Source organism: Ahrensia sp. R2A130, from assembly GCF_000179775.1.
Taxonomy (GTDB): domain Bacteria; phylum Pseudomonadota; class Alphaproteobacteria; order Rhizobiales; family Rhizobiaceae; genus Pseudahrensia.
This window is the reverse complement of the sequence record NZ_AEEB01000003.1, coordinates 526,752-551,173: the sequence shown is the minus strand read 5'-3', so window position 1 is coordinate 551,173 and position 24,422 is coordinate 526,752. Positions and strand designations below refer to the sequence as shown.

At 56.4% G+C, this 24,422-nt stretch carries 26 protein-coding genes, 2 tRNA genes and 1 pseudogene; 19 read left to right on the top strand and 10 right to left on the bottom strand.

All coding sequences use genetic code 11. The features are described from left to right. Positions 1–66 precede the first annotated feature (66 nt). From R2A130_RS03440 to R2A130_RS03430, 3 genes are all read left to right on the top strand, one after another. Positions 67–140 (top strand) — tRNA-Gly (locus R2A130_RS03440). 291 nt (positions 141–431) lie between these two features. Continuing rightward, a complete protein-coding gene (locus tag R2A130_RS03435) occupies positions 432–1,412 on the top strand; it encodes a YihY/virulence factor BrkB family protein (RefSeq protein WP_009463648.1) in 981 nt (326 codons plus the stop codon). Positions 1,413–1,449: 37 nt separating this feature from the next. Beyond that, positions 1,450–1,525, top strand: a tRNA-Trp gene (locus tag R2A130_RS03430). Between the two features lie 12 nt (positions 1,526–1,537). Here R2A130_RS03430 and R2A130_RS03425 read toward each other — a convergent pair. Further along, positions 1,538–2,764: an FAD-binding domain-containing protein gene (locus R2A130_RS03425; RefSeq protein WP_009463647.1), complete on the bottom strand. Its 1,227-nt coding sequence runs from the start codon at positions 2,762–2,764 to the stop codon at positions 1,538–1,540. A 306-nt stretch (positions 2,765–3,070) separates the two neighbouring features. Here R2A130_RS03425 and R2A130_RS17375 point away from each other — a divergent pair, with 306 nt between their 5' ends. The 6 genes from R2A130_RS17375 to R2A130_RS03395 all read left to right on the top strand — a co-directional run bounded on the left by R2A130_RS17375 (position 3,071) and on the right by R2A130_RS03395 (position 9,932). Beyond that, positions 3,071–3,706: a phosphatase PAP2 family protein gene (locus tag R2A130_RS17375; RefSeq protein WP_009463645.1), complete on the top strand. Its 636-nt coding sequence runs from the start codon at positions 3,071–3,073 to the stop codon at positions 3,704–3,706. 396 nt (positions 3,707–4,102) lie between these two features. Next, entirely contained in the window at positions 4,103–5,131 is a 1,029-nt protein-coding gene (locus R2A130_RS03415) for an amino acid ABC transporter substrate-binding protein (protein ID WP_009463644.1), read from the top strand. Between the two features lie 173 nt (positions 5,132–5,304). After that, positions 5,305–6,507 carry an amino acid ABC transporter permease gene (locus R2A130_RS03410; protein ID WP_009463643.1) on the top strand — a complete coding sequence of 401 codons (1,203 nt, stop codon included), beginning with the start codon at positions 5,305–5,307 and terminating at the stop codon, positions 6,505–6,507. A gap of 3 nt (positions 6,508–6,510) precedes the next feature. Then, positions 6,511–7,809 (top strand): amino acid ABC transporter permease, encoded by a 1,299-nt coding sequence (locus R2A130_RS03405; RefSeq protein ID WP_009463642.1) that lies wholly within the window; start codon positions 6,511–6,513, stop codon positions 7,807–7,809. A gap of 622 nt (positions 7,810–8,431) precedes the next feature. Next, positions 8,432–9,181 (top strand): amino acid ABC transporter ATP-binding protein, encoded by a 750-nt coding sequence (locus R2A130_RS03400; RefSeq protein WP_040304847.1) that lies wholly within the window; start codon positions 8,432–8,434, stop codon positions 9,179–9,181. Positions 9,182–9,215: 34 nt separating this feature from the next. Beyond that, positions 9,216–9,932, top strand: coding sequence for a TIGR02117 family protein (locus R2A130_RS03395; RefSeq protein WP_040304603.1), 717 nt, complete (start codon positions 9,216–9,218; stop codon positions 9,930–9,932). Here the strand turns inward: R2A130_RS03395 and R2A130_RS03390 are convergent. Further along, on the bottom strand, positions 9,878–11,143 hold the full coding sequence (locus R2A130_RS03390) for an FAD-dependent monooxygenase (protein ID WP_009463640.1): 1,266 nt from the start codon (positions 11,141–11,143) through the stop codon (positions 9,878–9,880). The two genes, R2A130_RS03395 and R2A130_RS03390, sit on opposite strands and share 55 nt — an antisense overlap. A 1-nt stretch (position 11,144) precedes the next feature. After that, positions 11,145–11,390, bottom strand: coding sequence for a zinc-finger domain-containing protein (locus tag R2A130_RS03385; RefSeq protein WP_009463639.1), 246 nt, complete (start codon positions 11,388–11,390; stop codon positions 11,145–11,147). Positions 11,391–11,502: 112 nt separating this feature from the next. Here R2A130_RS03385 and R2A130_RS03380 point away from each other — a divergent pair, with 112 nt between their 5' ends. Both R2A130_RS03380 and R2A130_RS03375 read left to right on the top strand, forming a co-directional pair. Next, entirely contained in the window at positions 11,503–12,294 is a 792-nt protein-coding gene (locus R2A130_RS03380; RefSeq protein WP_198008605.1) for an alpha/beta fold hydrolase, read from the top strand. A gap of 15 nt (positions 12,295–12,309) precedes the next feature. Further along, on the top strand, positions 12,310–13,185 hold the full coding sequence (locus R2A130_RS03375) for an alpha/beta fold hydrolase (RefSeq protein ID WP_009463637.1): 876 nt from the start codon (positions 12,310–12,312) through the stop codon (positions 13,183–13,185). Here R2A130_RS03375 and R2A130_RS03370 read toward each other — a convergent pair. Next, positions 13,182–14,021, bottom strand: coding sequence for an enoyl-CoA hydratase-related protein (locus R2A130_RS03370; protein WP_009463636.1), 840 nt, complete (start codon positions 14,019–14,021; stop codon positions 13,182–13,184). The genes R2A130_RS03375 and R2A130_RS03370 overlap by 4 nt on opposite strands. Before the next feature lie 44 nt (positions 14,022–14,065). Here R2A130_RS03370 and cysE point away from each other — a divergent pair, with 44 nt between their 5' ends. From cysE to R2A130_RS03355, 4 genes and pseudogenes are all read left to right on the top strand, one after another. Beyond that, positions 14,066–14,893 carry a serine O-acetyltransferase gene (gene cysE, locus R2A130_RS03365; RefSeq protein WP_009463635.1) on the top strand — a complete coding sequence of 276 codons (828 nt, stop codon included), beginning with the start codon at positions 14,066–14,068 and terminating at the stop codon, positions 14,891–14,893. Positions 14,894–14,920: 27 nt separating this feature from the next. Beyond that, positions 14,921–15,100, top strand: a pseudogene (locus R2A130_RS18920) (DUF3126 family protein); the annotation flags it as partial. A gap of 9 nt (positions 15,101–15,109) precedes the next feature. Then, a complete protein-coding gene (locus R2A130_RS18915; protein ID WP_040304839.1) occupies positions 15,110–15,352 on the top strand; it encodes a DUF3126 family protein in 243 nt (80 codons plus the stop codon). Beyond that, positions 15,352–15,894 carry a gamma carbonic anhydrase family protein gene (locus tag R2A130_RS03355; protein WP_009463633.1) on the top strand — a complete coding sequence of 181 codons (543 nt, stop codon included), beginning with the start codon at positions 15,352–15,354 and terminating at the stop codon, positions 15,892–15,894. Before R2A130_RS18915 ends, R2A130_RS03355 begins: the two co-directional genes overlap by 1 nt. Positions 15,895–16,035: 141 nt before the next feature. Here the strand turns inward: R2A130_RS03355 and R2A130_RS03350 are convergent, their stop codons facing one another. The 3 genes from R2A130_RS03350 to R2A130_RS17370 all read right to left on the bottom strand — a co-directional run bounded on the left by R2A130_RS03350 (position 16,036) and on the right by R2A130_RS17370 (position 18,316). Further along, positions 16,036–16,635, bottom strand: coding sequence for a transglutaminase-like cysteine peptidase (locus tag R2A130_RS03350; protein ID WP_040304836.1), 600 nt, complete (start codon positions 16,633–16,635; stop codon positions 16,036–16,038). Between the two features lie 193 nt (positions 16,636–16,828). After that, positions 16,829–17,458: a type IV pilus assembly PilZ gene (locus tag R2A130_RS03345; RefSeq protein ID WP_009463631.1), complete on the bottom strand. Its 630-nt coding sequence runs from the start codon at positions 17,456–17,458 to the stop codon at positions 16,829–16,831. An 84-nt stretch (positions 17,459–17,542) separates the two neighbouring features. Continuing rightward, positions 17,543–18,316 carry a PAS domain-containing protein gene (locus R2A130_RS17370; RefSeq protein ID WP_009463630.1) on the bottom strand — a complete coding sequence of 258 codons (774 nt, stop codon included), beginning with the start codon at positions 18,314–18,316 and terminating at the stop codon, positions 17,543–17,545. Between the two features lie 434 nt (positions 18,317–18,750). Between R2A130_RS17370 and R2A130_RS03335 the strand changes: the two genes are divergently transcribed. Then, complete coding sequence (locus R2A130_RS03335) at positions 18,751–19,464, top strand: rhomboid family intramembrane serine protease (protein ID WP_009463629.1); 714 nt, start codon at positions 18,751–18,753, stop codon at positions 19,462–19,464. Positions 19,465–19,469: 5 nt separating this feature from the next. Here R2A130_RS03335 and hisI read toward each other — a convergent pair whose 3' ends face one another. Further along, a complete protein-coding gene (hisI, locus tag R2A130_RS03330; RefSeq protein ID WP_009463628.1) occupies positions 19,470–19,892 on the bottom strand; it encodes a phosphoribosyl-AMP cyclohydrolase in 423 nt (140 codons plus the stop codon). 7 nt (positions 19,893–19,899) lie between these two features. Further along, a complete protein-coding gene (folE, locus tag R2A130_RS03325; protein ID WP_009463627.1) occupies positions 19,900–20,535 on the bottom strand; it encodes a GTP cyclohydrolase I FolE in 636 nt (211 codons plus the stop codon). 188 nt (positions 20,536–20,723) lie between these two features. Between folE and R2A130_RS03320 the strand changes: the two genes are divergently transcribed. From R2A130_RS03320 to thrS, 3 genes are all read left to right on the top strand, one after another. After that, entirely contained in the window at positions 20,724–21,170 is a 447-nt protein-coding gene (locus tag R2A130_RS03320) for an iron-sulfur cluster assembly scaffold protein (RefSeq protein WP_040304830.1), read from the top strand. Then, a complete protein-coding gene (yidD, locus tag R2A130_RS17965; RefSeq protein WP_083804167.1) occupies positions 21,163–21,435 on the top strand; it encodes a membrane protein insertion efficiency factor YidD in 273 nt (90 codons plus the stop codon). Before R2A130_RS03320 ends, yidD begins: the two co-directional genes overlap by 8 nt. Positions 21,436–21,536: 101 nt before the next feature. Continuing rightward, a complete protein-coding gene (thrS, locus tag R2A130_RS03315; protein ID WP_009463624.1) occupies positions 21,537–23,528 on the top strand; it encodes a threonine--tRNA ligase in 1,992 nt (663 codons plus the stop codon). On the opposite strand, the gene R2A130_RS03310 is transcribed toward thrS, so the two are convergent. Next, the gene (locus tag R2A130_RS03310) at positions 23,525–24,391 is read right to left on the bottom strand and encodes a hypothetical protein (protein WP_050786040.1); all 867 of its coding nucleotides are present in this window, start codon (positions 24,389–24,391) and stop codon (positions 23,525–23,527) included. The genes thrS and R2A130_RS03310 overlap by 4 nt on opposite strands. Between the last annotated feature and the right edge of the window lie 31 nt (positions 24,392–24,422).

The following is a 24,422-nucleotide window of genomic DNA, read 5'->3' as shown; positions in this document are numbered from 1 at the left end:
GACTTGCCAACCATATGCTGTGGCGTTGACACGCAAGAGGTTGCGACAGCATAGGAAAAGCCAAGCGCGGGTATGGTGAAAAGGTATCACGCGAGCTTCCCAAGCTTAAGTTACGAGTTCGATTCTCGTTACCCGCTCCAGTTCGTTGCTTCGTGCGATCAAACGCAGCAAAACTCTCCAATGCCTTACTTCATGCTCATTATAGCTGGTGTTGTGTTCGCCACACTCAGTCCGCCTCCGGCGATAGCGCACAGCACCTGCAACACATCTTCGGAACGATGCAGGGGTTGCGGGTGCAAGGGCGGTCCGGGCTATAGACATATTGCAAGTGGACGCTGTGTCGGCTTCAGACAATTGAAAAAGCGTTGCGGTACTCCGTCGACGCGGTATTGCCGGTTCGAGAATGCACCCGGCACGGGAGCCAATCGCAAATGCGCGACACACACGCACGCGAAAAAACCAAAGGGTCGGAAGAAAACGTCGCGGTAGCCGACCGCAAGCGAACGCTGACCTATACGGTGTTGCGGTCGGGGTGGGAATCCATCGTTAAGTTGGTGGATGACGGCGGGCTTGCGATTGCCTCCAACGTGGCGCTTTCGCTGCTTTTGTCGCTGTTTCCGTTTCTCATGTTGGTGGCTTCGCTGGTGCGGTTCTACGGAAACCCCGAGCTGGCGGAGGGCGTGGTCGATCTTGTGTTGGGCCACTGGCCCGGTGATGCGGCAGCGCCGATTACGCGCACGGTGGAGACGCTGCTGGATCAACCGGCGGGGGAGTTCTTCTCTTTCGGAACGGTTATCGCGCTGATATTGGCGAGCAACGGCGTGGAGAACGCTCGTGATGGCTTGAACCGCGCCTATAAGGTGAAGGAAACGCGGTCGTTTTTGTGGCGGCGACTTCAGGGGGCGTTCTTCGTGGTTGTGGGGGCGGTAGGGTTCATCCTTTCGGCCTTCATTTTGGTCGCCACACCCATCGTGTGGGATTTTGCGGTTTCGAAGTTCGATTTTCTCGAAGAGTTCGGCCTGTTGGTCACTGCTGGAAAATACTCCATCGCCATCGTGCTGCTTGGGCTGATCCTGTTCGCTTTCCATCGATACCTGCCGGATACGCGTTACCGGCGGCGCAGCATCATCTGGGGCATCTTGCTGACGATTGGTGCGATTCTGCTTGGCTCCTATCTGTTCGGCATCTACCTGCAGAACATCGCCAATTACACCGCGCTCTACGCGGGTCTTGCCGGTATGATGGTGGCCATCGTCTATCTGTATTGCATGAGTGTGCTGATGCTGTTCGGTGCGGAATTCAATTTTGCGCTGGCAAAGCGTCTGGCCGTCCAGCGAGCAATTCGTAAGAGCGCGCAGATCGCTGAGGCCGAAAAACCGGTTGAAGCGGAAAAACCGCAAGGAACCTCTTGATCGCAGGGCAGCTTGTCGTTAGCGGTACGCGGCGCATAGGGGTATAGCTCAGTTGGTAGAGCGACGGTCTCCAAAACCGTAGGTCCCGGGTTCGAGTCCTGGTGCCCCTGCCATGCGTAATTTCTCTAGAAATGGCCGGATGTCAGTTGCTGCATGAAGCGCGGCATCTGTTTTTTGACTTTGAAAAACCCTGCGGTTGCGTGGGGCCATATCAAAGCATCCCAGTCGCGCTGCAATTCGATCACCGCGATATTTCTCTCCTTCAATTTCGCAAATGCCGGTTTGAGCGCGTCTAGCGTTGGGCCTTGCGGCACAATTGCGACGGCCAGTTGTTGGATGTCATTTTCGGCGCACCAGTCGGTGAGGGCGGTTGCGTTTTTCAAGGTCGTTGCGGGCGGGTGGCTCAATTTCTGCAAGCGATCCGTCTGATCTGCCAGTGCTTCTCGTTCGAAATTGACGACAGCTTCCGCGGCACCATCTGCTGTTCGCAGGTTTGAGGTTGCGAAGGTCGTGATGGATTCGAACGTTTGGTCGCCTATCAGGTCTTCGACATGACAATCGTCGTCGGTGAGGAGCAGTGCGGTTTTCATACCGTTTCGCAAAGTGCCGCCTTGTCGAAGAGACTCGCGGTCAGGAAGATCGACGTCTGCAATCTCTTCCGCTTCGGTGGCGAGTTCGCCCCGTTTGGGTGAGAAGCGTCCGTTGCTGCACCGGTTTATAATCGCTGGGTCTGCAAGGTAGGTTTTGCCTGCGGTGTGAGCGCCCGCCACCCAGCGCCATGAAAGTGTATTGGAGGCTGCGTCGCCGTCGAGCAGATGATGGAAGAAGAATTCTGCGCCCAACGACCAGGGCAGGCGAAGCGTGTGCACCCAGATACTGGCAAACGACATGCGCGCGTGGTTGTGGAGATAGTTGGTTTCCACCAGCTCTTGCGCCCAAACGTCAAAGCACTCGATGCCGGTGCGGCCTTCGATGGCCTGCTGATAGGCGTGGTGGATACCGGTATTAGAGCTGAGGCGGTCGCGCTCATCGGCAACATCTTGCAAATAGTCGTTCCAAACCGTCGGGCGGTGTTCGAGCCAGCCCTTCCAATAGGTGCGCCAGACAATTTCCTGCACAAATTTACCCGAAGCTTTTGCGCCGTGGGTTTCCAGCGCCAGCAGGGCGAGTTCCTGTTCTGTCATCAGCCTTCGGCGGATGTAAGGTGAGAGCTTGGAAACTGTACTGTCACCTTCCAGACCACGGTCGATATTGCGGTTGCTCGAATAGTTGCTGCCCATTTCGGGGGCAAAGTTTTCCGCTTGCTTCAGGGCGTTTTGGCGGGTGGCGGGGAAGAAATTGTTTTTGTTCATGTGCGGACAACTTGAAACTGGACGGGTGGCCCTCGCGATAAAACTGCTTTTGGCGAGGGGATGTGTGGGCTTGCATGGTGCGGCTGTTTGCAAGATATGGCCAGCATGAGCGAGGGGATGGGACAAGATGCATCAGTCGTGATGGACCGAGATGCGCAGGACGACGCAGGGCTTGTGCGGCGAAGCGCGGCTTCGCTCTTTGTTGCCGTGCGTCGGGCGTTTCGGCCCGCCCGGCCTGCCTTGTCGATTAAGCGGATCAATCGGCTCCATCTCCTGCTTGCACTTGCTACGTTTGGAGGTGCGCTTTTGCTGACCTTCCTAGTCTTGGACCGTCCGACTGCTGAATGGGCAGAATTGCTCGCGGAAAGTGGCAGCGAACTTTATCACGCGGCGCAGATCGTCACTTATATAGGTCTGGCCGGTTGGATGCTGGCGGCGCTTCTCGTCTGCGGGCTAACAATTTCTGTGAGCCATTGGCGGCAGATGGTCCGCGATGACATGATGAAACGCATCGTGCTTTACGCCGACATCAACTTCGCATTTTTCGCCATTGGTATTTCCAGTTCGCTGGCTTGGATCATCAAGAACATGATCGGTCGTGCCCGCCCGCGCTTCATGGATGATATGGGGCTGTTGGCGTTTGAACCGATGTCATTCCTTGCGCGCTTCGCCAGCTTTCCATCGGGGCATTCGGCAACCATCGGTGCGGCCGCTATGGTGCTCACGCTTCTGGTTCCGCGCTACGCCAAACTTTGGCTATCGGTGGCGTTTGTTGGGGGCGTCAGCCGTGTCGTGGTTCAGGCTCACTATATGACCGATGTTGTGGCCGGGCTCGTGTTCGGGGCAGGGCTGACACTTTGGGGCGCTCGCCATTTGGCCCGTCGCGATTGCATGTTTCGGATCGAAAACGGATGGCTGCCTAATCGCAGGCGCCCGGTTTGAGTCGGGATCATTGCGGACTGGCTGGCTCATTCCTCTTACGTTCCGGTCAATTCGGGATATCGGACGCGTTTTTCTGATAAATTTTGCGAAATATCAAAAAAATAAGGTCAATTGGTCCGTATTTGCGTTCGGTCAACCCTTGACCGTGTCAGAAATATGTCTTGTATTCCCGCTGTCAGAGGACACCGCGTTCTCATGTGTTGCGTATCAGACTAGCACTTTCCGGATACAAGGAGAGGCAGGTTGATGCAGAGCAGTACGGGCACTTCGGGAGAGATAACAGGGCAGACTGCGCTAGTCGCGTGTGCCCCTATGTCTATTTCGACAGCTGCTTTTCCGCGGACGTTCCTTCGATACGAACTATTCGAACAGGGAAACAGGAAAGGCTGCTACCCCATGAAAACCAAACTTCTTTCGCTTGCGCTCGGCGCTGCCGCTATCGCAATGACCGGCACCGTCGCTTCGGCTGCCACTCTCGACGACGTTAAAGCCAAAGGCTTCTTGCAGTGTGGTGTCTCCACCGGCTTCCCAGGCTTTGCTTTCACCGATGACGCTGGCAACTGGCAGGGTTTTGATCCGGCACTGTGCCGCGCCATGGCTGCTGCAATTTTCGCTGGCGACTCCAATGCCGTCAAATTCACGCCAACCACCGGTAAAACACGCTTCACAGCGCTGGCTTCCGGCGAAGTTGACGTGTTGGCCCGTAACACCACCGAGACGTTCTCGCGTGATGTCGACCTGAAGTTCACTTTCGGTCCGGTCAACTACTATGACGGTCAGGGCTTCATGGTCCGCAAGTCGCTGGGTGTGACATCCGCACTCAACCTGTCCGGCGCAACGATCTGCGTTCAGACCGGTACGACCACCGAGCTCAACCTGGCCGACTACTTCCGCGCCAACAACATGACTTATGAGCCCGTGCCAATCGAAACCAACGCTGAAGCGCAGGAAAAATACCTCGCCAACGCTTGCGACGCTTACACCACGGATGCTTCCGGTCTTTCTGCTACTCGTTCCGCTTTCGAAGCTCCGAACGATCACATGATCCTGCCGGAAATCATTTCCAAAGAGCCACTCGGTCCACTCGTCCGTCAGGGCGACGATCAGTGGGCAGACATCCTGAAATGGACCCTGCTTGCGCTTATCACTGCTGAAGAAAAAGGCGTGACAGCCGCAAATGCTGACGAAATGAAAGCAAGCTCCACCGATCCAGACATCCAGCGTCTTCTTGGCGCTACCGAAGATGGCTTCGGCGCGATGCTCGGTTTGGACAATGACTGGGCGCTCAACGCCATTAAGGCTGGCGGCAACTATGGCGAAATCTTCGCCAAGTACCTCGGAACCGACACCGCTGTCGGCATCGAGCGCGGCCTGAACGCACTCTACACAGATGGCGGCCTGATGTACGCCGCACCAATCCGCTAAGGATTGAAATTGAGGGCGGTGATCCAAACGGATCACCGCCCTTTCTTCTTAAAGCTCGCGAAACACGCGGCAATTTCATTTATTTCGCTTTCGACGCGCGCCGCGCTTCAGGGCAATTCAACAGTTGTTTTGGTGTGTCTTTGGGCCCGAAACGCTGAGTACGAGGGGGCGGCATGAGCGTTGCAGCCGAACTAGACGGGCCAGCGGAACCCTTCCGCCTTTCGCAACTCTTTTACGATCAGCGATACCGGTCCATCACACTGCAGATCATCACGATCGCGGTGTTCATGTTGATGGTATCGTGGCTGGTCACGAATGTGATTCAGAACTTCGAAGACCTCGGAAAAACCTTCGGCTTCGATTTTCTTTGGCAACCTGCCTCCTATGACATCAACCAGAAGTTGATCGAATATTCGTCGGTCTCGCCGCATTGGAAAGCCGCGATTGTCGGCATTCTTAATACTCTCGTGGTGGCTTTTCTCGGCTGTATTCTGGCAACCATCATTGGCGTTGCGGTAGGCGTCGCTCGCCTCTCCAAAAATTGGCTCGTCGCTAAATTGATGACGGTCTTCATCGAAGCGATGCGCAACGTTCCGGTCCTGCTGTGGATCCTGCTTGCATCCACGGTGTTTTCCTCAGCATTGCCATCACCGCGACAGGCTCCTGTCATGTTGGGCGGAGGCTTCGTTCCCACCAACCGTGGTTTCTACGTTCCTGCACCCGTCTTCAACGACGGTTCGATTATTCTGGGCATCATTTTCATTGCCTCGATCATCGGGGCTTTCATCTTCCGCCGCTGGGCCGCCGCAAGGCAGGCGCGCACGGGTGACATCCTTCCCGTGTTCCGGATCACGATGGCTATTCTCATCCTCCCCGTGTTCGTCATGTTCTTCCTGCTGGGCATGCCCATCGGTCTTGAGCTGCCGGAATTGCAGGGTTTCAACTTTCAGGGCGGCCTCTACATTCGCAGCAGCTTCATGGCTCTGTGGCTGGCGCTTTCGTTCTATACGGCAGCTTTTATCGCAGAAAATGTCCGCGCTGGTATTCAGGCGATATCTAATGGCCAGTCCGAAGCGGCCTATTCGCTAGGTCTGCCGCCGAGTCGCACGATGAACCTCGTCATTCTTCCGCAGGCTTTGCGCATCATCATTCCACCGTTGATCTCGCAATACCTCAACCTGACCAAGAACTCGTCTCTCGCCATCGCCGTTGGCTATATGGATGTGACGGGCACGCTGGGCGGCATCACGCTGAACCAGACGGGCAGGGAGATGGAATGTCTCCTGCTGGTCATGGGGTTCTATCTTATCATCTCACTGCTCATTTCGGGTGCGATGAACATTTACAATAATTCGGTATCGTTGAGGGAGCGCTGATCTATGTCCGATACCCACGCTGAAACGGTGCGCTACGTCGCCACCCATGAACTGCCGGCGCTTCCGGCACCTGTGAACACCAGAGGCCCTGCCGCTTGGGCAAGAGCAAATTTCTTCTCGACCCCACGCGACACCATTCTTTCCATCATTGTTGGTGGTTTGATTGCGATCGGGCTTTGGAAATTGCTGCCTTGGCTTGTTTTCGATTCTGTATTTGTTGCGGGGTCGTTGAATGAGTGCCGCGAAATCGACAGTGGCGCATGTTTCGCCGTTGTAACATCGCGGTTCAACCAGTTGATATTCGGCTTCTATCCGCCGGAACTCTTCTGGCGGCCAATCCTGGCATTCGTGCTGATGTTGGTAGCATTCGCACCTGTGCTTCACGACAATCTTCCGCGCAAAATGCTCTGGTTCTCAGCAGTGTTTCCGCTATTGGCCTACTGGCTGATCTGGGGTGGCACCATTTGGGGCCCGCTGATGATCATCGCTATGATTGCTCTTGCATTCGTCGCTTTCAAAGCCGTCGCAAAATCCGTCAATCCCGTTGTTGGGCTTCTCGCAGCCGTTGCTGTTGGAATACTTTGGATGCTGTTCCTGCACGATCCAATCGTTAGTGCATTGAGCAGTGCCGTGAACGTAGGCCTCGAACCTGTGGAATCGAGCAAGCTGGGCGGCTTTCAGATTACCTTTATCATCGGTGTAACAGGCATCGTCGCATCGCTTCCCATCGGTATTCTTCTCGCATTGGGTCGTGGTTCTGACATGCCGACACTCAAGATGATCTGCGTCGGCTTCATCGAATTCATACGTGGCGTACCGCTCATCACGCTGTTGTTTGTGGCATCCACGCTGCTCAACTACTTCCTGCCGCCGGGCACCAATTTTGACATCGTGCTGCGGGTCATCATCATGGTGACGCTGTTTGCTTCTGCTTACATGGCTGAGGTCATTCGTGGCGGTTTGGCCGCTTTGCCGAAAGGGCAGTATGAAGCGGCTGACGCTTTGGGGCTGAACTACTGGCAGGCCACGCGCCTCATCATCTTGCCGCAGGCTTTGAAGATTTCGATCCCAGGGATCGTGAACACCTTCATCGGTCTGTTTAAAGACACGGTACTCGTGTCCATCATCGGCATTCTTGATCCCATTGGGATCATGCAGCCTATCCGCTCGTCTGCCGAGTGGAACGGTATCATCTGGGAGCTGCCCATATTCGTCGGGTTGGTGTTCTTCATCTTCTGCTTCCTGATGTCTCGCTACTCCATGTATTTCGAGCGCAAGCTCGACACCGGTCACCGTAATTAGGAGCGCCACAATGGCTCGCACACCCAAAAAGCCAGCGGCTGCCACCACCGGCAACGCACCAGAGGCGATCTCGAAGCCAAGCACTCCTGATGACCTGAAGGCCATCAAAGGCGTGGGCGGCGTTCTGGAAACGAAGCTGAACAAAATGGGCGTTTGGACGTATCACCAGATCGCCGGCTGGAAAAAAGCCGAGGTCGATTACGTCAATCAGTTCCTGAACTTTTCAGGCCGTATCGAGCGTGATGAGTGGATCAAGCAGTGCAAACGCATGGCGAAGGATGCGCCGAATGCGACAGCAGGCGCCACTGCCAAATCAGCATCCAAGAAAGCTGCTGCAGCCAAGAAACCGGCTGCGGCTAAAAAAGCTGCAGCTGCGAAAGCTAAGGCGCCAGTGGCTACGAAGGCTCCAGCGGCCGCAAAGGCTAAGGTAAACGGTACGAAGCTTGCCAAGTCATCGGCTGCTACAACGAAGGCTAAGCCGAAACAGACCACCAAGGCATCAATTGGTACCGTTCCATCGGTCGCACGGTCCGCAGATACTTCTGCAGCTACAAAGCCCGCCGGAATTGCATCCATCCCACCCGTTCCCGCGCAAGCGGCTTCCGCTGATGCCGGTACAAGCATGTCCGTTTCGGACACCGATGTTGCCATCGAAATCAACCAGATGAACAAGTGGTACGGCGACTTTCACGTGCTCAAAGACATCAACCTGAAGGTTATGCAGGGCGAGCGTATCGTTGTTGCAGGTCCATCAGGTTCCGGTAAATCCACGATGATCCGTTGCATCAACCGGTTGGAAGAGCATCAGAAGGGCCAGATCATCGTTGATGGTATCGAGCTCACGTCTGATCTGAAAAAGATCGACGAGGTTCGTCGCGAAGTCGGAATGGTGTTTCAGCACTTCAACCTGTTCCCACATCTGACGATCCTGGAGAACTGCACATTGGCGCCGATCTGGGTTCGCAAGATGCCCCAGAAAGAAGCTGAAGACATCGCGATGCACTTTCTTGAGCGCGTGAAAATCCCAGAGCAAGCCAACAAATTTCCGGGCCAGCTTTCCGGTGGTCAGCAGCAGCGTGTGGCGATTGCCCGATCGCTTTGCATGAACCCGCGCATCATGTTGTTCGACGAGCCCACATCGGCGCTTGATCCTGAGATGATCAAGGAAGTTCTGGAAACAATGGTGGGTCTCGCCGAAGAAGGCATGACCATGATCTGCGTGACGCACGAGATGGGCTTTGCCCGTCAGGTGGCCAACCGCGTGATCTTTATGGATGCCGGTCAGATTGTTGAGCAGAACGAGCCTGCCGAGTTCTTCGACAACCCGCAGCACGAACGCACCAGAGAGTTCCTCAGCCAGATCCTGCACTAGTCATCTACGCCTTTAATGGGCGGGAATATGTGACGTGAGAATTTTAAGAATTGCGCTGCGGTGGCTCCTACGAGTTGCCGCAGTTCTCGTTTTTATCGTTATCTTCTATCTAGCTGCGGCATGGCTGACGGCGGGTGTTCCGCGGCATATCACCAGCGCGCCTCTGCAGTCTGGCGGTGAGCGTGAAGTCCTATTGATCCAGACGCTTCTGCATGTGGACATAGCGGTCCCATACGACAGTGCGCTTCTGGCGAAATTTCCAGAGCTGGAAAACACCGATCTGCCGCTGGATGACCCCAACCTGCAATACGTAGCTTTTGGTTGGGGTTCGAAGGCGTTCTACACGACGGCTGGGCAGTATTCCGACATCCGTCCTGCGGCCGTCATTCGCGCTGTTACAGGTGATGATGCGGTGATGCGCGTGGTGGCGATGGGGTATCTCAACCCCGATGCCGATGATGTTGCTACGCTTTCGTTGAGCGTAGAGGCTTACGATAGTTTGCTGGCGTCGATCAAAAACAGTTTTACTACCGCGCCATCATCCGTCGCACTGCCGCTTTCCGGTCTTTCCATCGGCCCGTTCGATGCGTTCTTTGCCGCTAAAGGCCATTTCAATATCATCAATCCGTGTAACCAGTGGGTCGCTGATGTGTTGCACGATGCTGGTGTTCCTGTGGGGCGTTGGACGCCCACGACCTATTCGCTGATGCACTCTTTGGAAGAACTTTCGCCCTCCAATTTCCAGCGATAAATCCAGTCGACACGCTTTTGCAAACGCTCCTGTGGCGTGTGGCGCAGCACGAAATTACGCGCAAAGCTTAGCGGCTGTGGTAGGTGATAAATGCGACGGTTCTTGCGGGCCGTCGCCATGACTTTCGACACGCGCTCCATTCGCTCTTGCCCATATTGTGCAAACGCTCCGGCGAGATCACCGGTTTTTGCGCCGCAACACTTTGCCAGAACGGCGGCGTCTTCGATGGCCTGCGCTCCGCCCTGCGCTGCAAAGGGCAGCATGGCGTGGGCGGCATCGCCTATCAGCACCACGGGACCGTGGGACAGGGCCCTCGGTTTTTCTGCAGCGAAAAGCGGCCATCCGGTCCAGTTGAGTTTGTCTGAGGTGAGATACTCCGCGACAGGCGCATTCCAATTGGCGAAGTGTTGATTGAACGCGGCTCGATCTGTCAGAGGAATCATCTGGCCACGCTTTGGTTCGGCCTTGTCCGCCCATTGGGTCACGGCAACCAGATTGATCTCCCGGCCCATGCGCATGCCATATGTCACCAAATGCGAGTTGGGAGCCATCCAAAGATGCGTGTTGTTCGCCTCAATGCCATTTGGAATAGTACCTTCATTGAGCGCGGTGGCGCGCCACGCGATCTGGCCGGAAAACTCCGGCTTGGCGCGATCAGGAATGATGTCTGCCAATGATGACCAAACGCCGTCTGCAACGATCAGGCCGGTGGCATTGATCTCGCGGGCTGTCGTGCCGGATTGGGAAAGGACCGTCACGCCATTGGCATGGACGGCGGCATCCAGCACCTGTTCGTCGTAACGAATTTCGATGTCTTCCAAGCTGGCGCATTGACCGGCAAGTAGCGCTGCAAGGTCAGCACGGTGTATGACTGCGTAAGGCGCGCCGTGGCGTTTGCGGATTGTTTTGCCAAGTTCAAAGCGGTTCAACTCCGCGCCGGAAGAAGCGTTGTGCAGGGCGATATGCTCGGGAAAGGAGGCTGCACCGCGCAGCATTTTACCCAGTCCGAGACCATCGAGAACCCGAAAAGCGTTTGGTGTAAGCTGTATGCCCGCGCCTTCGCTGCGCCGCGATGGTGCGCGTTCCAGGACGATGATGCGAAAACCTTCGCGGCATAGGGCAAGCGCAGCTGTAAGGCCGGCAATGCCGCCACCGGCGACAACCAACGTGCGCTTGTCATTTGTCGTGCCCATATCAGGCGCGGCTGCCATGTCAGGCTGTTTCAGCGTCCATCAGGCAATTGGCCGGATCGGACTCGTTTGCCGCGAGGCTGGCGTCGAAGCGGAACAGGGTGGAGCAATAGGGGCAGACTTTTTCATCATCATCGCCCATGTCGAGATAAACGTGTGGGTGATCATAGGGCGCTGTTGCGCCGATGCACATGAACTCGCGCACGCCGATTTTGATCGTCGGTACGCCACCGTCGTTGTGAAAATGAGGGACAATCGCCTTCGCCATAGTGCTCGCCAGTCGTAGATGGGTGGTGGATGCCGTTCATGTTCGTGTAGTGCAGAGCGAACAGTTTGCAAAGCACTTGCCGCACCATCGTGCGGCGCAAGGAGAATTTGTCGTGGTGAATAGCGCAACGAGTGAAGAGCAGCAGATATTTTCCGGCGAACGGGCCAGCATCGCTTATTTCGATCTTGCTTCGGTCGGCGCAGAGCGCGGCACTGTATTGCTGGTACATGGCTTCGCCTCCACCGCGCAGGTGAACTGGATCGGCACCAGCTGGTCGCAGACTTTGCGGCAGGCGGGTTATCGCGTCATCGCGCTGGACAACCGTGGCCATGGGGCAAGCCAGAAGTTCTATGACCCGGCGGACTACGGGCCGGATATTTTTGCAGCTGACGCGCTGGCACTGCTGGATTACCTCGGCGTCGAGCGGTGTTATCTCATGGGCTATTCCATGGGTGCACGTATTTCATGCTGGCTGGCGCATCAGGCACCGCAGCGTTTTCCTGCCGTCGTGTTCGGCGGAATGGGTGAGCACATTTACGGCGGGCGTGGCGGGTACGCAGAGATTGCCGAGGCGCTTGAGGCCGATGATCCCGATGCTTCGGACAATCCGGCGGCGAAGGGCTTTCGTATCTTTGCAGATCGGGTCGGTGCTGATCGTTTGGCGCTGGCTGCTTGCATTCGTCCTTCCGCCCAACAACTTACGCCGGAAATTGTAGCGGGTCTTACTGTGCCGGTTCTTGTCGCTGTTGGTGATGAAGACGGAATTGGTGGAAGCGCCACGGTGCTGGCGGACCAAATTCCCAGCGGTGAGGCCTTTGTGATTGAAGGAAAGGACCACATGAAGGCTGTGGGCGATCTAAGCTACAAGAAGCGGGTTGTCGCGTTCTTTGAGGCGCACTCCTAGATGTCGGATTGCAATATGTTAGCGATCGAATTTGAAGGTGCGGAGGGCAACATTCTGCGCGGCGATATTGCTGGACACGACCACGAAGAAGGCAACGACATCGTGTTGTTTCTCCATGGCGGCGGACAGACCCGCCACGCCTGGAAAGGAACGGCGCAGGAGTTTGCAGCGTCCGGCAGAACGGCGATTACGCTGGATGCCCGTGGTCACGGTGAAAGCGATCATGTCCCCAGCGGACGCTACCGGTTCGACCATTTTGCTGAAGATGTGAATGCCGTGCTGGAACAGATCACAGCGCGCTACGGCAGGCCAATTGTGGTGGGCGCATCCATGGGCGGTTTGTCTTCGATGTTGGCGCACAAGATGCGCGTGGAGACTGGCAGGTCAGCAGGCTTTGATGCGCTGGTGCTCGTGGACATCGTGCCTGATATGGCCGCTTCCGGCATTGACCGAATTTTGTCGTTCATGAGCGATGGATTGGAAGCCGGTTTTGCATCGGTAGAGGATGCGGCCGAAACGGTGGCGGCCTATCTGCCGAACCGCTCTGCAAAAGGCAGTGTGCGCGGCTTGGCTAAAAATCTGCGGCAGCGCGAAGACGGGCGTTTCGTGTGGCACTGGGATCCGAATTTCGTGCGTGGACCGAACGCGATTATCACCGGAGAAAACAACACGGCAGAAGCGTTTAATCGCGCGGCTGATACGCTGGATATGCCGGTTCTGCTGATCCGTGGTGGCCGTTCCGATTTAGTAACACCGGAAGCTGCGCAGGCGTTTCTGAATAGGGTGAAGCAGGCACGTTTCGTGGACGTCTCCGATGCCGGTCACATGGTGGCGGGTGACCGGAACGACGTCTTTGGCGAAGCCGTTCGGGAATTTCTCGACGCGCTTTAGTTGCCACGAAATTCCGCTTTGCGGCGGGCTGCGAAAGCTGCGCGCCCTTCCGCATAGTCCGCGCTTTCAAACGTCGCGTCGCCCGCAGCTTGAGCTTTGGAAAGTTGCTCTGCGGTGTTCGCGAAGAGTGACAGCTTGTTGGCGGCATGGCTTAGCGGTGCGCCTTGCGCGATTTTTGTTGCAAGCTGGGTGATTTCGGAAGCCAGTTTTTCGCTGCCCGTCGTGGTAAGAAGGAAGCCGCTTGCCTTCATTGTAGCTGCATCTTCTACCGTCGCTGCGAACAACATTTTCCGCAGCATTTGTAAGCCGACGGCGTTTGCCAGCATGTCCATGGCCTCTGCCGGATAGGCGAGGCCGAGTTTAGCTGCTGGCACTGCAAAGGTTGCGTCTTCAGCCGCCAAACGAAGATCGCATGCTGCTGCCAAGCCCAACCCGCCGCCGAAACAGCAGCCACGAATTTCCGCGATTGTGGGAACAGTGGCGTTTGCCAGCGCTTGAAAGGCGACGACGTTGTCGTCTTCATATATCCGCGCGGAAGCTGCATCGGCACGCACGGTGTCGAACTCGCTTATGTCTGCGCCTGCGCAAAAATGTGCACCCTGGCCAACCAAGACGATTACCCGTGCGCCTTGTTCAATCAGCGTATCGACCGCTTTGCTAATGGCGCGCCAGCCGGCCTGATTTAGTGCATTGCGGCGTTGCTCATTGGCGATAGTTATCCGGCCGATATGATCTGAACAGGCAATGTGAACGGCGGTGTGATCAATACTTTGTCCGATATTGTGCATTATGATGTTCTCACTATCGGTTGATGGCCCTTCAATCTGGCTCGCCATTGCCCTATGTTCAGTTCCGCTGCAAGCAAGCCCAAGGCGCTAAAATGTCTGCTTCCGATACGATTAAAGACGATCCAGTAGTCCACCTCGATCCCGTTTGGGGCGCTGTGCGTGAAGAAGCGCAGGCTGCGTTGGACAATGATCCCGCTTTGGGAGGCTTCTTGTTTCGCTCAATCTTGAGCCAGAAAACGCTCGAGCAGGCGGTGATCACGCGCATTGCGCACCGTCTCGAACATGCCGATTTATGCGCCGATACCATTCGCGCGACCTTTGAAGAGATGATCCGTGCCGACCCTGAATGGTCGGCCACGATGCGCGTGGATATCGCTGCCGTCTATGATCGCGATCCTGCCTGCACGCGCTTCATCGAGCCTATTCTCTATTTCAAGGGTTTCCACGCCCTACAAACGCACCGGCTGGCGCATTGGGCGTTCAAGCAGGGGCGACGCGACTTTGCGCTTTATCTGCAAAGCCGCAGCAGCGAGGTTTTCCAGACCGACATCAACCCCGAAGCCCGTTTTGGTCGCGGTGTGTTCATCGACCACGCTACCGGGTTGGTTGTCGGCGCCACTGCAGTTGTCGGCAATGATGTGTCGATCATGCAGGGCGTAACGCTGGGCGGTACCGGCAAGGAATCAGGCGATCGCCATCCCAAAGTTCAGGACGGTGTTTTGATTGGGGCCGGCGCCAAGGTGCTTGGTAACATCGAAATCGGTCATTGCTCGCGCATCGCGTCCGGTGCGTTGGTGGTTAAAGCTGTTCCGCCAAAGACAACTGTTGCCGGTGTGCCAGCCCGTGTCGTTGGCGTGGCCGGATGCGCGCAACCCTCTCGCACCATGGATCAGATTCTGGCAGAGACCGTTCAGCAATAACTAACACGCGCCGCAAAAGGGCATTTTATGCTGAAACAGGACGAAATCGACAAACTGACCGACTATTTGAGCACGCTGTTTTCCAGCGATTCCATCGCGGTTCTGCAGCACCCTGAAGAGGATAATGTTGCGCTTGTTGCCAAGGATCAAAACTTTTTCGCTCGCATTGACCGCGATGAGGACGAAGGCGAGTTGTCATACAATTTCTCCAAGGAAATTCCCGACCAGCCGTTCGACGAGCTGAACGCTTCGGTGAAGGAAATCTTCAATTCGCAAGCCGTCGAAGTGCGTCGCCGTCCCAACAAATCCGACAGCGCTGAAATCTACAAAGGCGAGGAGTTCCTCGGTGTTTTGTACGACGATGATGATGCGGGCGACGGCATGCAAATCTTCAACATGGCAATCCTCGATATCGACCTTGAAGGCGATTTCGACGCTGATGATGAGGACGACGCCTGATGGCGATCTATGAGTTGGACGGAAAACGGCCCGATCTGGCCGGTTCCGATACCGCAAACGACCGTTGCTGGATCGCGCCCGACGCACAGGTGATGGGCGATGTCGTGCTGGAAGAGGATGCGAGCGTCTGGTTTGGTGCTGTACTGCGCGGCGACAATGAGCGACTGCACATCGGCAAAAATTCCAACATCCAGGAATTGTGCATGCTGCACACCGATATGGGTTTTCCGCTCACGGTGGGGGCTGATTGTACGATTGGCCACAAGGCCATTTTGCACGGCTGCACCATAGGTGAGGGCTGTCTTGTCGGTATGGGCGCGACCATCATGAATGGTGCTGTCATCGGCGAGGGGTGCCTGATTGGTGCCGGTGCGTTGGTGCCGGAAGGCAAGGAAATTCCAGCAGGCTCCATGGTGATTGGTGCACCGGGTAAGGTTGTTCGCGAATTGAACGATGGCCAGAAGGCTGCGCTTAAGATGGCAGCGGCCAGCTATGTCGCCAATTCCGCGCGTTTCCGCAAAGGCCTGAAGCGGCTCGATTAGCGCTTTCGACTACCTCTAAAATAAGTGGGCCGACACGTCGGGCATGACATGCCGGCCCTTGACCGGGTCGCTGTGGGGACGGGGAAGTGGGTGCGACCGGATCAATCTTGTGTTCAGGCAACCGAAGTTACCCGAAAATTTCTAGTAGCCCGCGACTTGCGAACGACGATCTTTGATCGATGTCCAGCGGCCGGAATGAAAACGCGATTGGCGTTTCAGGTACTGGTAAGGCGTTTTGCTCCAAAGCGAGACTTTGCCGCGCAGATTATCAAGCGCGAAGTCGCCGCGATCTGTGCGAACCGTCAGCACTGCATGGCCTTCGCCGTTTGCCTGTTTCACAACTGTGATGAGCAATGACGATGCAGGCCAACCCTTTTGCATCAACATATAGCGTTTCAGCAGGACGTAATCCTCGCAGTCGCCATAGGATTTTGGGTAGGTCCAGTGCTCTTCGACACCGTAAAAGTCTTGATCTGTTACAGGTGATACGGCAGCATTTGCGTAGGCGTTGATTTCCGTCAGCTCACGCCAGCGCTTTTTCGTCAGCCGCATGGGCTCCGCGTTTTTGGTGCGAACCGCACATTCCTGCGGTAGTTGCTGGCAGAAGTAAGCATGCCCGATTGGTTGGGATGTATTCCCACCCATATTCATATGCGCTGTTGCTGCAAAACTGGTCGTTGCTGTTGCCCCCAGCAAGACCAACGCGCCCAGCGTTGTTCCAAGTCGTTTCATTGTCGTCATCATGGTTTTAGTCTCCCGTCCACGAGGAGACCATGCCATTGTCGACTTGCTGCGCGGTGCAGTTTGGTCGCAGCTTTTGAGACGAATTTGCATCTAACTTTCCCGCCGAATTCTAGGGAAAGTTAACCATTGGAAATGGGCAGTGGGCAACTGCCAAGGAAATGACAGTTACGTCATGTCTGTTTTCTGGCGGCTAGATAAGTTCCGACAGCGATGGTGCTGGATGGGCACGGTCGAATTCGACACGCAGGCCACCGGGATAATGTTGAACAACGCGGCCTGACAGGCCTGCAACTTCCACCTGTGCCGACAGGGCAGGAATAACCTCGCAGGTCATGCTGGCACCTGACAGCGAAAGATCCTTGATCTGCACGGGATATGAGCGGCCATCGGTAAGGACCAAGCGCTCATTGCGTTCGTTGATGTTGGGAGTTGATGGGCCATCGCTCAGGACCTGATCGATAAGGTCTCTATCGGCATAGCTCTCGATATGCTCGGCCAGCTTATCGCGTTTACGCTCGGTCAGTTCCAACGCGAGCACAAAGCCGCCTTCGAAAATTCGCGTCACCTCGCCGGAAAGTCGCCCGAGTTCATCAAGGTAGACGATGATCGTTTGGCCGAGTTCTGCGGAGTCGAGTGCGGTGATGCTGACAGCGTTGTGCTGGATGTCAGTCGTCTGGCACGGCAATTCCAGCCCGTTGGGCAAAAGACAACGACCGGAGAGCTCCAGACGAAAGCGCTCGACGGCGCGATCATCTTCAAGATCATCGAGATACGGCTCGTCTGCGGATGGTTCCGGGATAATTTCGGGCAACTGGCTCATTTTGTGCGCACTGAAAGCTAAACGTGTGCGCACATAATGGCTGAACGTGGTTAACGAAAGCTGGCCGTTTGCCCGTGTTCGAAGCTAGTCTTGGCGGCCGCCTTCGATCACGGTGAAAGCACCAACCCGACGACGACCATTATCCGAGGCGCTGTCGTTTGACGTTTCGAACGGTTCGTTTGTTGGCAGGATTGACGGTGCTTCTTCGATATGGCGGCTGCCACGGCGTCGCTCGCTTGGGAATGGATGAAGATTGCCGGGCTCGCTCTGCAAGATGCGGTGATCGTTTGTATCCCACGGAACATCTGCTGTGCCGAGTGTTGGCGTGCTCTGCTCTTCCCACGGGCGAAGCATGCGGACGCTTTCAAGGCGGGCCGAGGTGATGGCCGCAGATCTGTCCCAACGTGGTTCACCAATGGTTGTGGTTATGCCAAGTGTGCGTTTGCCCTGTGCTCCGTTGAGGAACAACGGCATCAACAGTGTTTCCATTGCGACTGCATTGCCGGCGACATCGAGACCGGTGCTGCTCATCAAAACCAGATGGCCGTCACCGCCAATGTTGTTAGTCCAGTTGTCCACGGTGCGCTCGTCGACACCGTCGTAAGGCCAGGAGAATGGCTCGCTCTTCAACTCGCGTCCATAGATGTTGCACAGGTGCGTACCGGCGAGGCGGTAGTGATTGCGTGAACCAATACGCTCCAGCACAAACATGTCCGCCAACAGGTGAGGGCAGTCGTGGGGAAGCACGTCGCTGCGGTCCGGCCAGGCAAACGGGCGTGTCGGCACGGCACCGCTTCCGGTTTTCTGGAAGAGATCCATCCAATAGGAGAGCATCTCTTTTGTCTTTTCGTGGCGCATTTGGCTCGGTCCCTTTGCGGCCTGTGCCGAACTGATACGGTTCGGAACAATCCTGCTGCTGTTCGCCGACTGCGTTGCAGATGCCATGCCAGAGTGCCGCCGGGGCAGGGTGGAAGCCGCTTTTCCAAAGCGAAACAACTTGTTAACCTTAACGAACTGCTTCGATTGCGCAGATCATGTTTACCTGTCATTAAGGTGGGGAATTCCACGGCGGCACTACGATCCTTTGTGCCGGCAGGTTTTAAGCCCCAATAAGCTTTGGGGCGCAGCAAAACTACAGTCTGATAAACGACCTTGTCGGGGGACGGGGAAGTGGGCAGACAACAGCCCGGTGCTTCGCGCACCGGGCTTTTTTTTGGCCTGATTCTGGGTGTTTGGGTTTGAATATGAACGAGTTACAGAGACCAGAGCCGGAAGCTTCAGGGCCAGAGCCCTTGGAAGCCGAAAAGCCTAAGACGCCACCAGCTTTCAACCTCCCCGGTATCATCATGCTGTTGGGCGGGATAATGATTGCTGTTCACACACTCCGCAGCGAGATTTTGAGCACCGCTGCAGATTATGAAGTTCTTGAGCGCTTCGCCTTTGTTCCGGGCTTTTATGACGCTCCTGCGCAGGCGTTGTCCTATCCTTGGGCGCGCTTCTGGACACCGGTCAGTCACGCTTTTTTGCATGGCGACTGGACGCATTTGTTGATCAATCTCGTTTGGATGGCAGCGTTTGGTGGCGTGGTTGCCATGCGGTTCGGGGCAGTTCGCTTCATGATATTCTTCGCCGTTGGAAGTGCTGCTGGAGCGTTCGCTCATTATTTATCGGCGATGGGCGAACTCGTTCCGCTTGTTGGCGCATCGGGCGCGGTATCGGCTTGCATGGGTGCTGCGATGCGTTTTGCATTCGGTGATGGGCGCATGGCGCTGCGACCGGAGCAGCGGGCAACCGCGCCTGCAATGGGGCTTGTCGCGTCGCTGACCAATCGCAACATCATGATCTTCATCGGCGTCTGGTTCGCGCTTAACTGGCTGATCGGGTCGGGCGTCTTGCCCATCGCTGGTGAAGATAGCATCGCGTGGCAAGCTCATGTGGGCGGCTTCGTGTTGGGCTGGTTGGGCTTCGCATTGTTTGATCCGCTGTGGCGGGACCGGCTGCGATAGGGTGCTTACTTGCCGTAAACTGCTTTCGGATCGAAGAGCGGCGCATCGCCGACGATCTTCAATTCTGTATCCGGTCCGGTGCCAGTGACGCTGCGATAAAAGCATGAGCGGCGGCCCGTGTGGCAGGCAGCGCCGTGGCCCTGTGGCCTCGCGATCACCCAGATCGCGTCCTGGTCGCAATCGACGCGAATGTCTTCCACGACCAGCACGTTTCCCGATGTGGCACCTTTGTGCCAAAGCTCGGCTCGCGACCGGCTCCAGAAATGGGCTTCGCGGGTGGAAATCGTCAGCGCCAACGCCTCGGCGTTCATATAAGCGAGCATCAGAATTTCGCCGCTGTCAGCATCGCTGACGACGGTTGTTACCAGACCTGCGGCGTCGAATTTCGGCGCGAGGATGATGCCTTCTTCGTGGGTGTGCTTGTCCATATTGGATTCAGGCAGCTTGGCGCAGCAGTGTCATGTAACGAATCTGCTCCTGCGGATCATCGCGATAGGCACCGGTGAATGTGGTGGTCAGCGTGGTCGAGCCGTCTTTCTTGATGCCGCGCATGACCATGCACATGTGCTGCGCCTCGATCATCACAGCAACGCCGCGCGGTTCCAACACATCTTGAATGGTGTGGGCGATTTGCGATGTCAGGGCTTCCTGCGTCTGCAAACGACGGGCGAAAATATCGACTACACGGGCGATCTTCGAAAGGCCGACGACCTTACCATCGGGCAGGTAGCCGACATGGGCCTTGCCAATGATCGGCACCATGTGGTGTTCGCAGTGGGAATGAAAATGAATGTCGCGGATGACGACCATATCATCATAGCCGGACACTTCTTCGAAGGTACGGCCCAAGGCTTCCGTTGGGTCTTCGCCATAACCGCTGAACAATTCGCTGTAGGATTTAGCGACGCGGGCAGGGGTGTCTTGCAGGCCTTCGCGGGTGATATCGTCGCCGCTCCAGCGCAGCAGTGTTTTTACCGCAGCTTCGGCTTCGGCGCGTGTGGGCTTTGCTGGTAGTGTGGATGTCTCGTCGCCTTCCCGCAGGATGGCGTCAGTATCGACGATCTGGTCCATGATTGTTTTCCAATTCAAGGCTGCCCTTTATGTGAAGCCGGGGCATTTGGTCGAAACGGTGACGACATGCTGCGAGCGTGTGACAAACGATCTGTTTGTTTTCGGCTCCGCTGGTCCTAATATAGGGTAGAGCAGGCCTTTGCCAAGCGCTGCCCGCGAAGCCCACTGTCGCAATGGATATATATGCCATGAGCATCGATTCTGTTTATAACGCCAAAATTCTGGAATATGCGGGCAATATAGGCTCCATCGGGAGGCTGGATGCGCCGGATGGGACAGCGAAGGCGCACTCGAAATTGTGCGGCTCCACGGTAACCGTTGATCTCTCCGTTGAAGATGGTCGCATCGCTGAATACGCGCAGGATGTGAAAGCCTGCGCGCTGGGGCAGGCGTCTGCCGCGATTTTTGCAAAAGACGCTGTCGGGCGTTCGCTGGTTGAGCTGGAAGCATTGAAGGCTCGTATGCACGCGATGTTGAAAGACGGCGGTGAGCCGCCGGAAGCGCCGTTCGACGAGCTGAAATTCCTTGAACCTGTGCGCGAATACCGTGCCCGTCACGCTTCCACGTTGTTGGTGTTCGACGCTGCGGTGGACGCGATGAAGCAAGCCGTGTCGCAAGAGCGTTCGGTTGCCTAAAGGCTACAACCGCAATTACTCAGGCCCTTGGCCTAAGACACCCGCGCGGCTTCTGGGCGTCGGGCTGATCCGATTCTACCAACTAACGTTTTCAAGCTTCATCGGCGGCAATTGCCGCTACGTGCCCACTTGTTCTGAATATGGCTATGAGGCCATCGCCCGATACGGCCTTCTTCGCGGTGGTCTTATGACGCTGCGCCGTGTTGGCCGCTGTAACCCTTGGCGAAGCCTGAAGGGCAGCCACGGACATGACCCCGTTCCGTAAGAAAACGGGCCTTTAGAGGTTGTTAACCCTCATGCGGCCATGGCAAAGGCACCAACGACCACCCGCGACTGTATGCGGGACTGGATGACCGGAGCAGAACCATGTCGAATGAATCCCTAGAAATCCGCTTTCCTGACGGCAATGTCCGTCACTACGACCCCGGCACGACCGGCCGCGATGTAGCCGAAGGCATTTCCAAATCCCTTTCCAAAAAGAGCATGGCCTACATGCTCGACGGTAAGCTGACAGACCTGTCGGCACCTTTGGCCGCGTCTGGCGATCTCGAACTCGTCCTGCGTGATGACGACCGTGCGCTGGAACTCATTCGCCACGATTGCGCGCATGTGCTGGCGGAGGCCGTGCAGGACATCTGGCCGGACACAAAAGTGACCATCGGGCCGGTGATCGAAAACGGCTTCTATTACGACTTCGACCGCGAGACGCCGTTCACACCTGAAGATCTCGAACGCATCGAAAAGAAGATGCGCGAGATCATTCAGCGCAATGATCCGTTCACCCACGAAGTGTGGACGCGCGATCAGGCCAAGGCGCATTTCGAGAAGATCGGCGAGACCTATAAGGCCGAATTGATCGATGCGATTCCTGAAGGCGACAACCTGAACATCTACAAGCAAGGCGAGTGGATGGACCTTTGCCTTGGGCCGCACGGGCCTTCGACGGGCAAAATCGGCAACGCTTTCAAACTTATGAGCGTCGCGGGTGCCTATTGGCGTGGTGACAGCGACAACCAGATGTTGAGCCGCATCTACGGCACGGCTTGGGCTGACGAGAAGCAGTTGAAGCAATATCTGCACATGCTGGAAGAAGCGCAGAAGCGTGACCACCGGAAGCTTGGTCGCGAGATGGACCTGTTCCATTTTCAGGAAGAGGGGCCGGGCGTTGTGTTCTGGCACGCGAAAGGCTGGAAGGTCTTTCAGCACCTCGTGTCCTACATGCGCCGCCGTATCGAAGAGCACGGCTATGACGAGGTGAATGCACCGCAGATTCTCGACAAAGCCTTGTGGGAAACATCAGGCCACTGGGGCTGGTACCGCGAGAACATGTTCACGACGGTAACGGAAGACGAGCGCCAGTTCGCCATCAAGCCAATGAACTGCCCCGGCCATGTGCAAATCTTCAAAAACGGGTTGAGATCTTACCGCGAACTTCCTGTAAAAATGGCGGAATTTGGGAATGTACACCGCTATGAACCGTCCGGTGCCCTGCACGGGCTTATGCGGGTTCGCGGCTTTACGCAGGATGATGCCCACGTGTTCTGCACACCGGAGCAGCTTGAAGAAGAGTGCCTGCGGATCAACGATCTGATCCTGTCCACCTATAGTGACTTCGGCTTTGGCGACATCGTGGTGAAGCTTTCGACACGTCCTGAAAAACGGGTCGGTTCGGAAGAAGGCTGGGACCGCTCGGAAGAGATTATGGGCAAGGTGCTGGAGAAGATCGCTGCTGATAGTGACGGGCGCATCAAGACCGAGCTGAACCCGGGTGAGGGCGCGTTTTACGGACCGAAATTCGAGTATGTGCTGCGCGATGCCATTGGCCGCGATTGGCAGTGTGGAACGACGCAGGTCGATTTCGCGCTACCGGAGCGGTTCGGCGCGTTCTACATCGACAAGGATTCGCAGAAGCAGGAACCGGTCATGGTTCACCGCGCGATCTGCGGGTCCATGGAGCGGTTCATCGGTATCCTGATCGAACATTTTGCCGGTCATTTCCCGCTGTGGATTTCGCCGCTGCAGGTGGTCGTTGCGACCATCACCAGCGAGGCTGACCCCTATGGTGAAATAGTCGCGGAGGAATTGCGCGAAGCTGGACTTCGGGTCGAAACGGACTTCCGCAACGAGAAGATCAACTACAAAGTGCGCGAGCATTCGTTAGCGAAGGTGCCCGTCATCATCGCTGTCGGTGGTCGCGAGGCGGAGGAGCGGACCGTTTCCGTTCGTCGTCTCGGCTCCAAACACCAGACCAGCATGACGCTGGATGAGGCGGTTGCGAGCCTTTCGGATGAGGCGATTGCGCCGGATATCCGCCGGAAGATGGAAGCCAAGGCTGCGAAGCTCGCCGCCAAAGCCTAGTTCAGTAGAATTTCGATCCGCTTTTCTTCACCGGTTCCCACGGTGAAGGGCTGCCGGAATTCTTCTGCACCATAGCGGACGGCGGCTTCGTACTCGCCTTCCGCCAGCACCAATGACGGCGCGATTGATGAACTGGCGAACACCTGCTCGCCATCTGCGGTGAACACGGTCCACGCCGTGTTCGCCACCGCTACGCCACCGGCTTCCGACACCGCACGTAACGATATGGGCGAACCGCGGTGTTGGAGTTCGGCCTTGGTCAATTCGCCTGCCTTCACCTGAAGGTCGGCACGGACGGTGGCGTTGATGGTGCCGTAGCGTGACAGCACGTGGTAGGTGCCCGCCTTCAGCCGGATGATCTTGTCTCCTGCAACGTTGAGCGCGATGAGCTGGCGCTCACCGCTTTCATCCGCCTCGCGCTCGTAAATCGAAAACCGCAATTTTTCTGATGGAATCGGTTTGCCCGCCGCACTTGCTGCCAGCTGTAGACCGCCAGCCTCCAAAACCAATTCTTCCGTGCTGCTCTCACCTGACAGGACCACGCGCTTACCGGCTCCGGCCCGGCCAAACGCTGCGTGAATAAAGTAGGTGCCTGCATTCAGGTCGAAAGTGCCTGTGCCGCCGGTCGCTGTTGCGATGAGAGGAAGCGCCTCACCATCTCCGCCTCGCCTGTCGCGATAAACACGCCAGACCATTCCATCTTTGAGAACCGGCCCGTCGGTCACCAATTTTCCGGACAAAACCAAGCGGTAAATCGGGCGCCCATTTGTAAGATCGACGGCGCCTTCGGCATAGATTGTTTCGCCGCTCGCCAAGGAGGGCACGAAGCAAAGTGCAACGAAAATGAGGAAGTGTCTCAACATGGTTCTGGTGTCCTCGAAAATCAGCCCATTT

What these genes read in the sequence shown, in the direction of transcription:
- R2A130_RS03345 (WP_009463631.1), bottom strand. Translation starts at nt 17,458, where the DNA reads ATGAGCCAGTTGCCCGAAATTATCCCGGAACCATCCGCAGACGAGCCG.
- R2A130_RS03405 (WP_009463642.1), top strand. Translation starts at nt 6,511, where the DNA reads ATGTCCGATACCCACGCTGAAACGGTGCGCTACGTCGCCACCCATGAA.
- thrS (WP_009463624.1), top strand. Translation starts at nt 21,537, where the DNA reads ATGTCGAATGAATCCCTAGAAATCCGCTTTCCTGACGGCAATGTCCGT.
- R2A130_RS17370 (WP_009463630.1), bottom strand. Translation starts at nt 18,316, where the DNA reads ATGCGCCACGAAAAGACAAAAGAGATGCTCTCCTATTGGATGGATCTC.
- R2A130_RS03415 (WP_009463644.1), top strand. Translation starts at nt 4,103, where the DNA reads ATGAAAACCAAACTTCTTTCGCTTGCGCTCGGCGCTGCCGCTATCGCA.
- R2A130_RS03410 (WP_009463643.1), top strand. Translation starts at nt 5,305, where the DNA reads ATGAGCGTTGCAGCCGAACTAGACGGGCCAGCGGAACCCTTCCGCCTT.
- folE (WP_009463627.1), bottom strand. Translation starts at nt 20,535, where the DNA reads ATGGACCAGATCGTCGATACTGACGCCATCCTGCGGGAAGGCGACGAG.
- R2A130_RS03435 (WP_009463648.1), top strand. Translation starts at nt 432, where the DNA reads ATGCGCGACACACACGCACGCGAAAAAACCAAAGGGTCGGAAGAAAAC.
- R2A130_RS03390 (WP_009463640.1), bottom strand. Translation starts at nt 11,143, where the DNA reads ATGGCAGCCGCGCCTGATATGGGCACGACAAATGACAAGCGCACGTTG.
- R2A130_RS03385 (WP_009463639.1), bottom strand. Translation starts at nt 11,390, where the DNA reads ATGGCGAAGGCGATTGTCCCTCATTTTCACAACGACGGTGGCGTACCG.
- R2A130_RS03320 (WP_040304830.1), top strand. Translation starts at nt 20,724, where the DNA reads ATGAGCATCGATTCTGTTTATAACGCCAAAATTCTGGAATATGCGGGC.
- hisI (WP_009463628.1), bottom strand. Translation starts at nt 19,892, where the DNA reads ATGGACAAGCACACCCACGAAGAAGGCATCATCCTCGCGCCGAAATTC.
- R2A130_RS03425 (WP_009463647.1), bottom strand. Translation starts at nt 2,764, where the DNA reads ATGAACAAAAACAATTTCTTCCCCGCCACCCGCCAAAACGCCCTGAAG.
- R2A130_RS03355 (WP_009463633.1), top strand. Translation starts at nt 15,352, where the DNA reads ATGGCGATCTATGAGTTGGACGGAAAACGGCCCGATCTGGCCGGTTCC.
- cysE (WP_009463635.1), top strand. Translation starts at nt 14,066, where the DNA reads ATGTCTGCTTCCGATACGATTAAAGACGATCCAGTAGTCCACCTCGAT.
- R2A130_RS03350 (WP_040304836.1), bottom strand. Translation starts at nt 16,635, where the DNA reads ATGACGACAATGAAACGACTTGGAACAACGCTGGGCGCGTTGGTCTTG.
- R2A130_RS03370 (WP_009463636.1), bottom strand. Translation starts at nt 14,021, where the DNA reads ATGGCGAGCCAGATTGAAGGGCCATCAACCGATAGTGAGAACATCATA.
- R2A130_RS03375 (WP_009463637.1), top strand. Translation starts at nt 12,310, where the DNA reads ATGTTAGCGATCGAATTTGAAGGTGCGGAGGGCAACATTCTGCGCGGC.
- R2A130_RS03400 (WP_040304847.1), top strand. Translation starts at nt 8,432, where the DNA reads ATGTCCGTTTCGGACACCGATGTTGCCATCGAAATCAACCAGATGAAC.
- R2A130_RS03310 (WP_050786040.1), bottom strand. Translation starts at nt 24,391, where the DNA reads ATGTTGAGACACTTCCTCATTTTCGTTGCACTTTGCTTCGTGCCCTCC.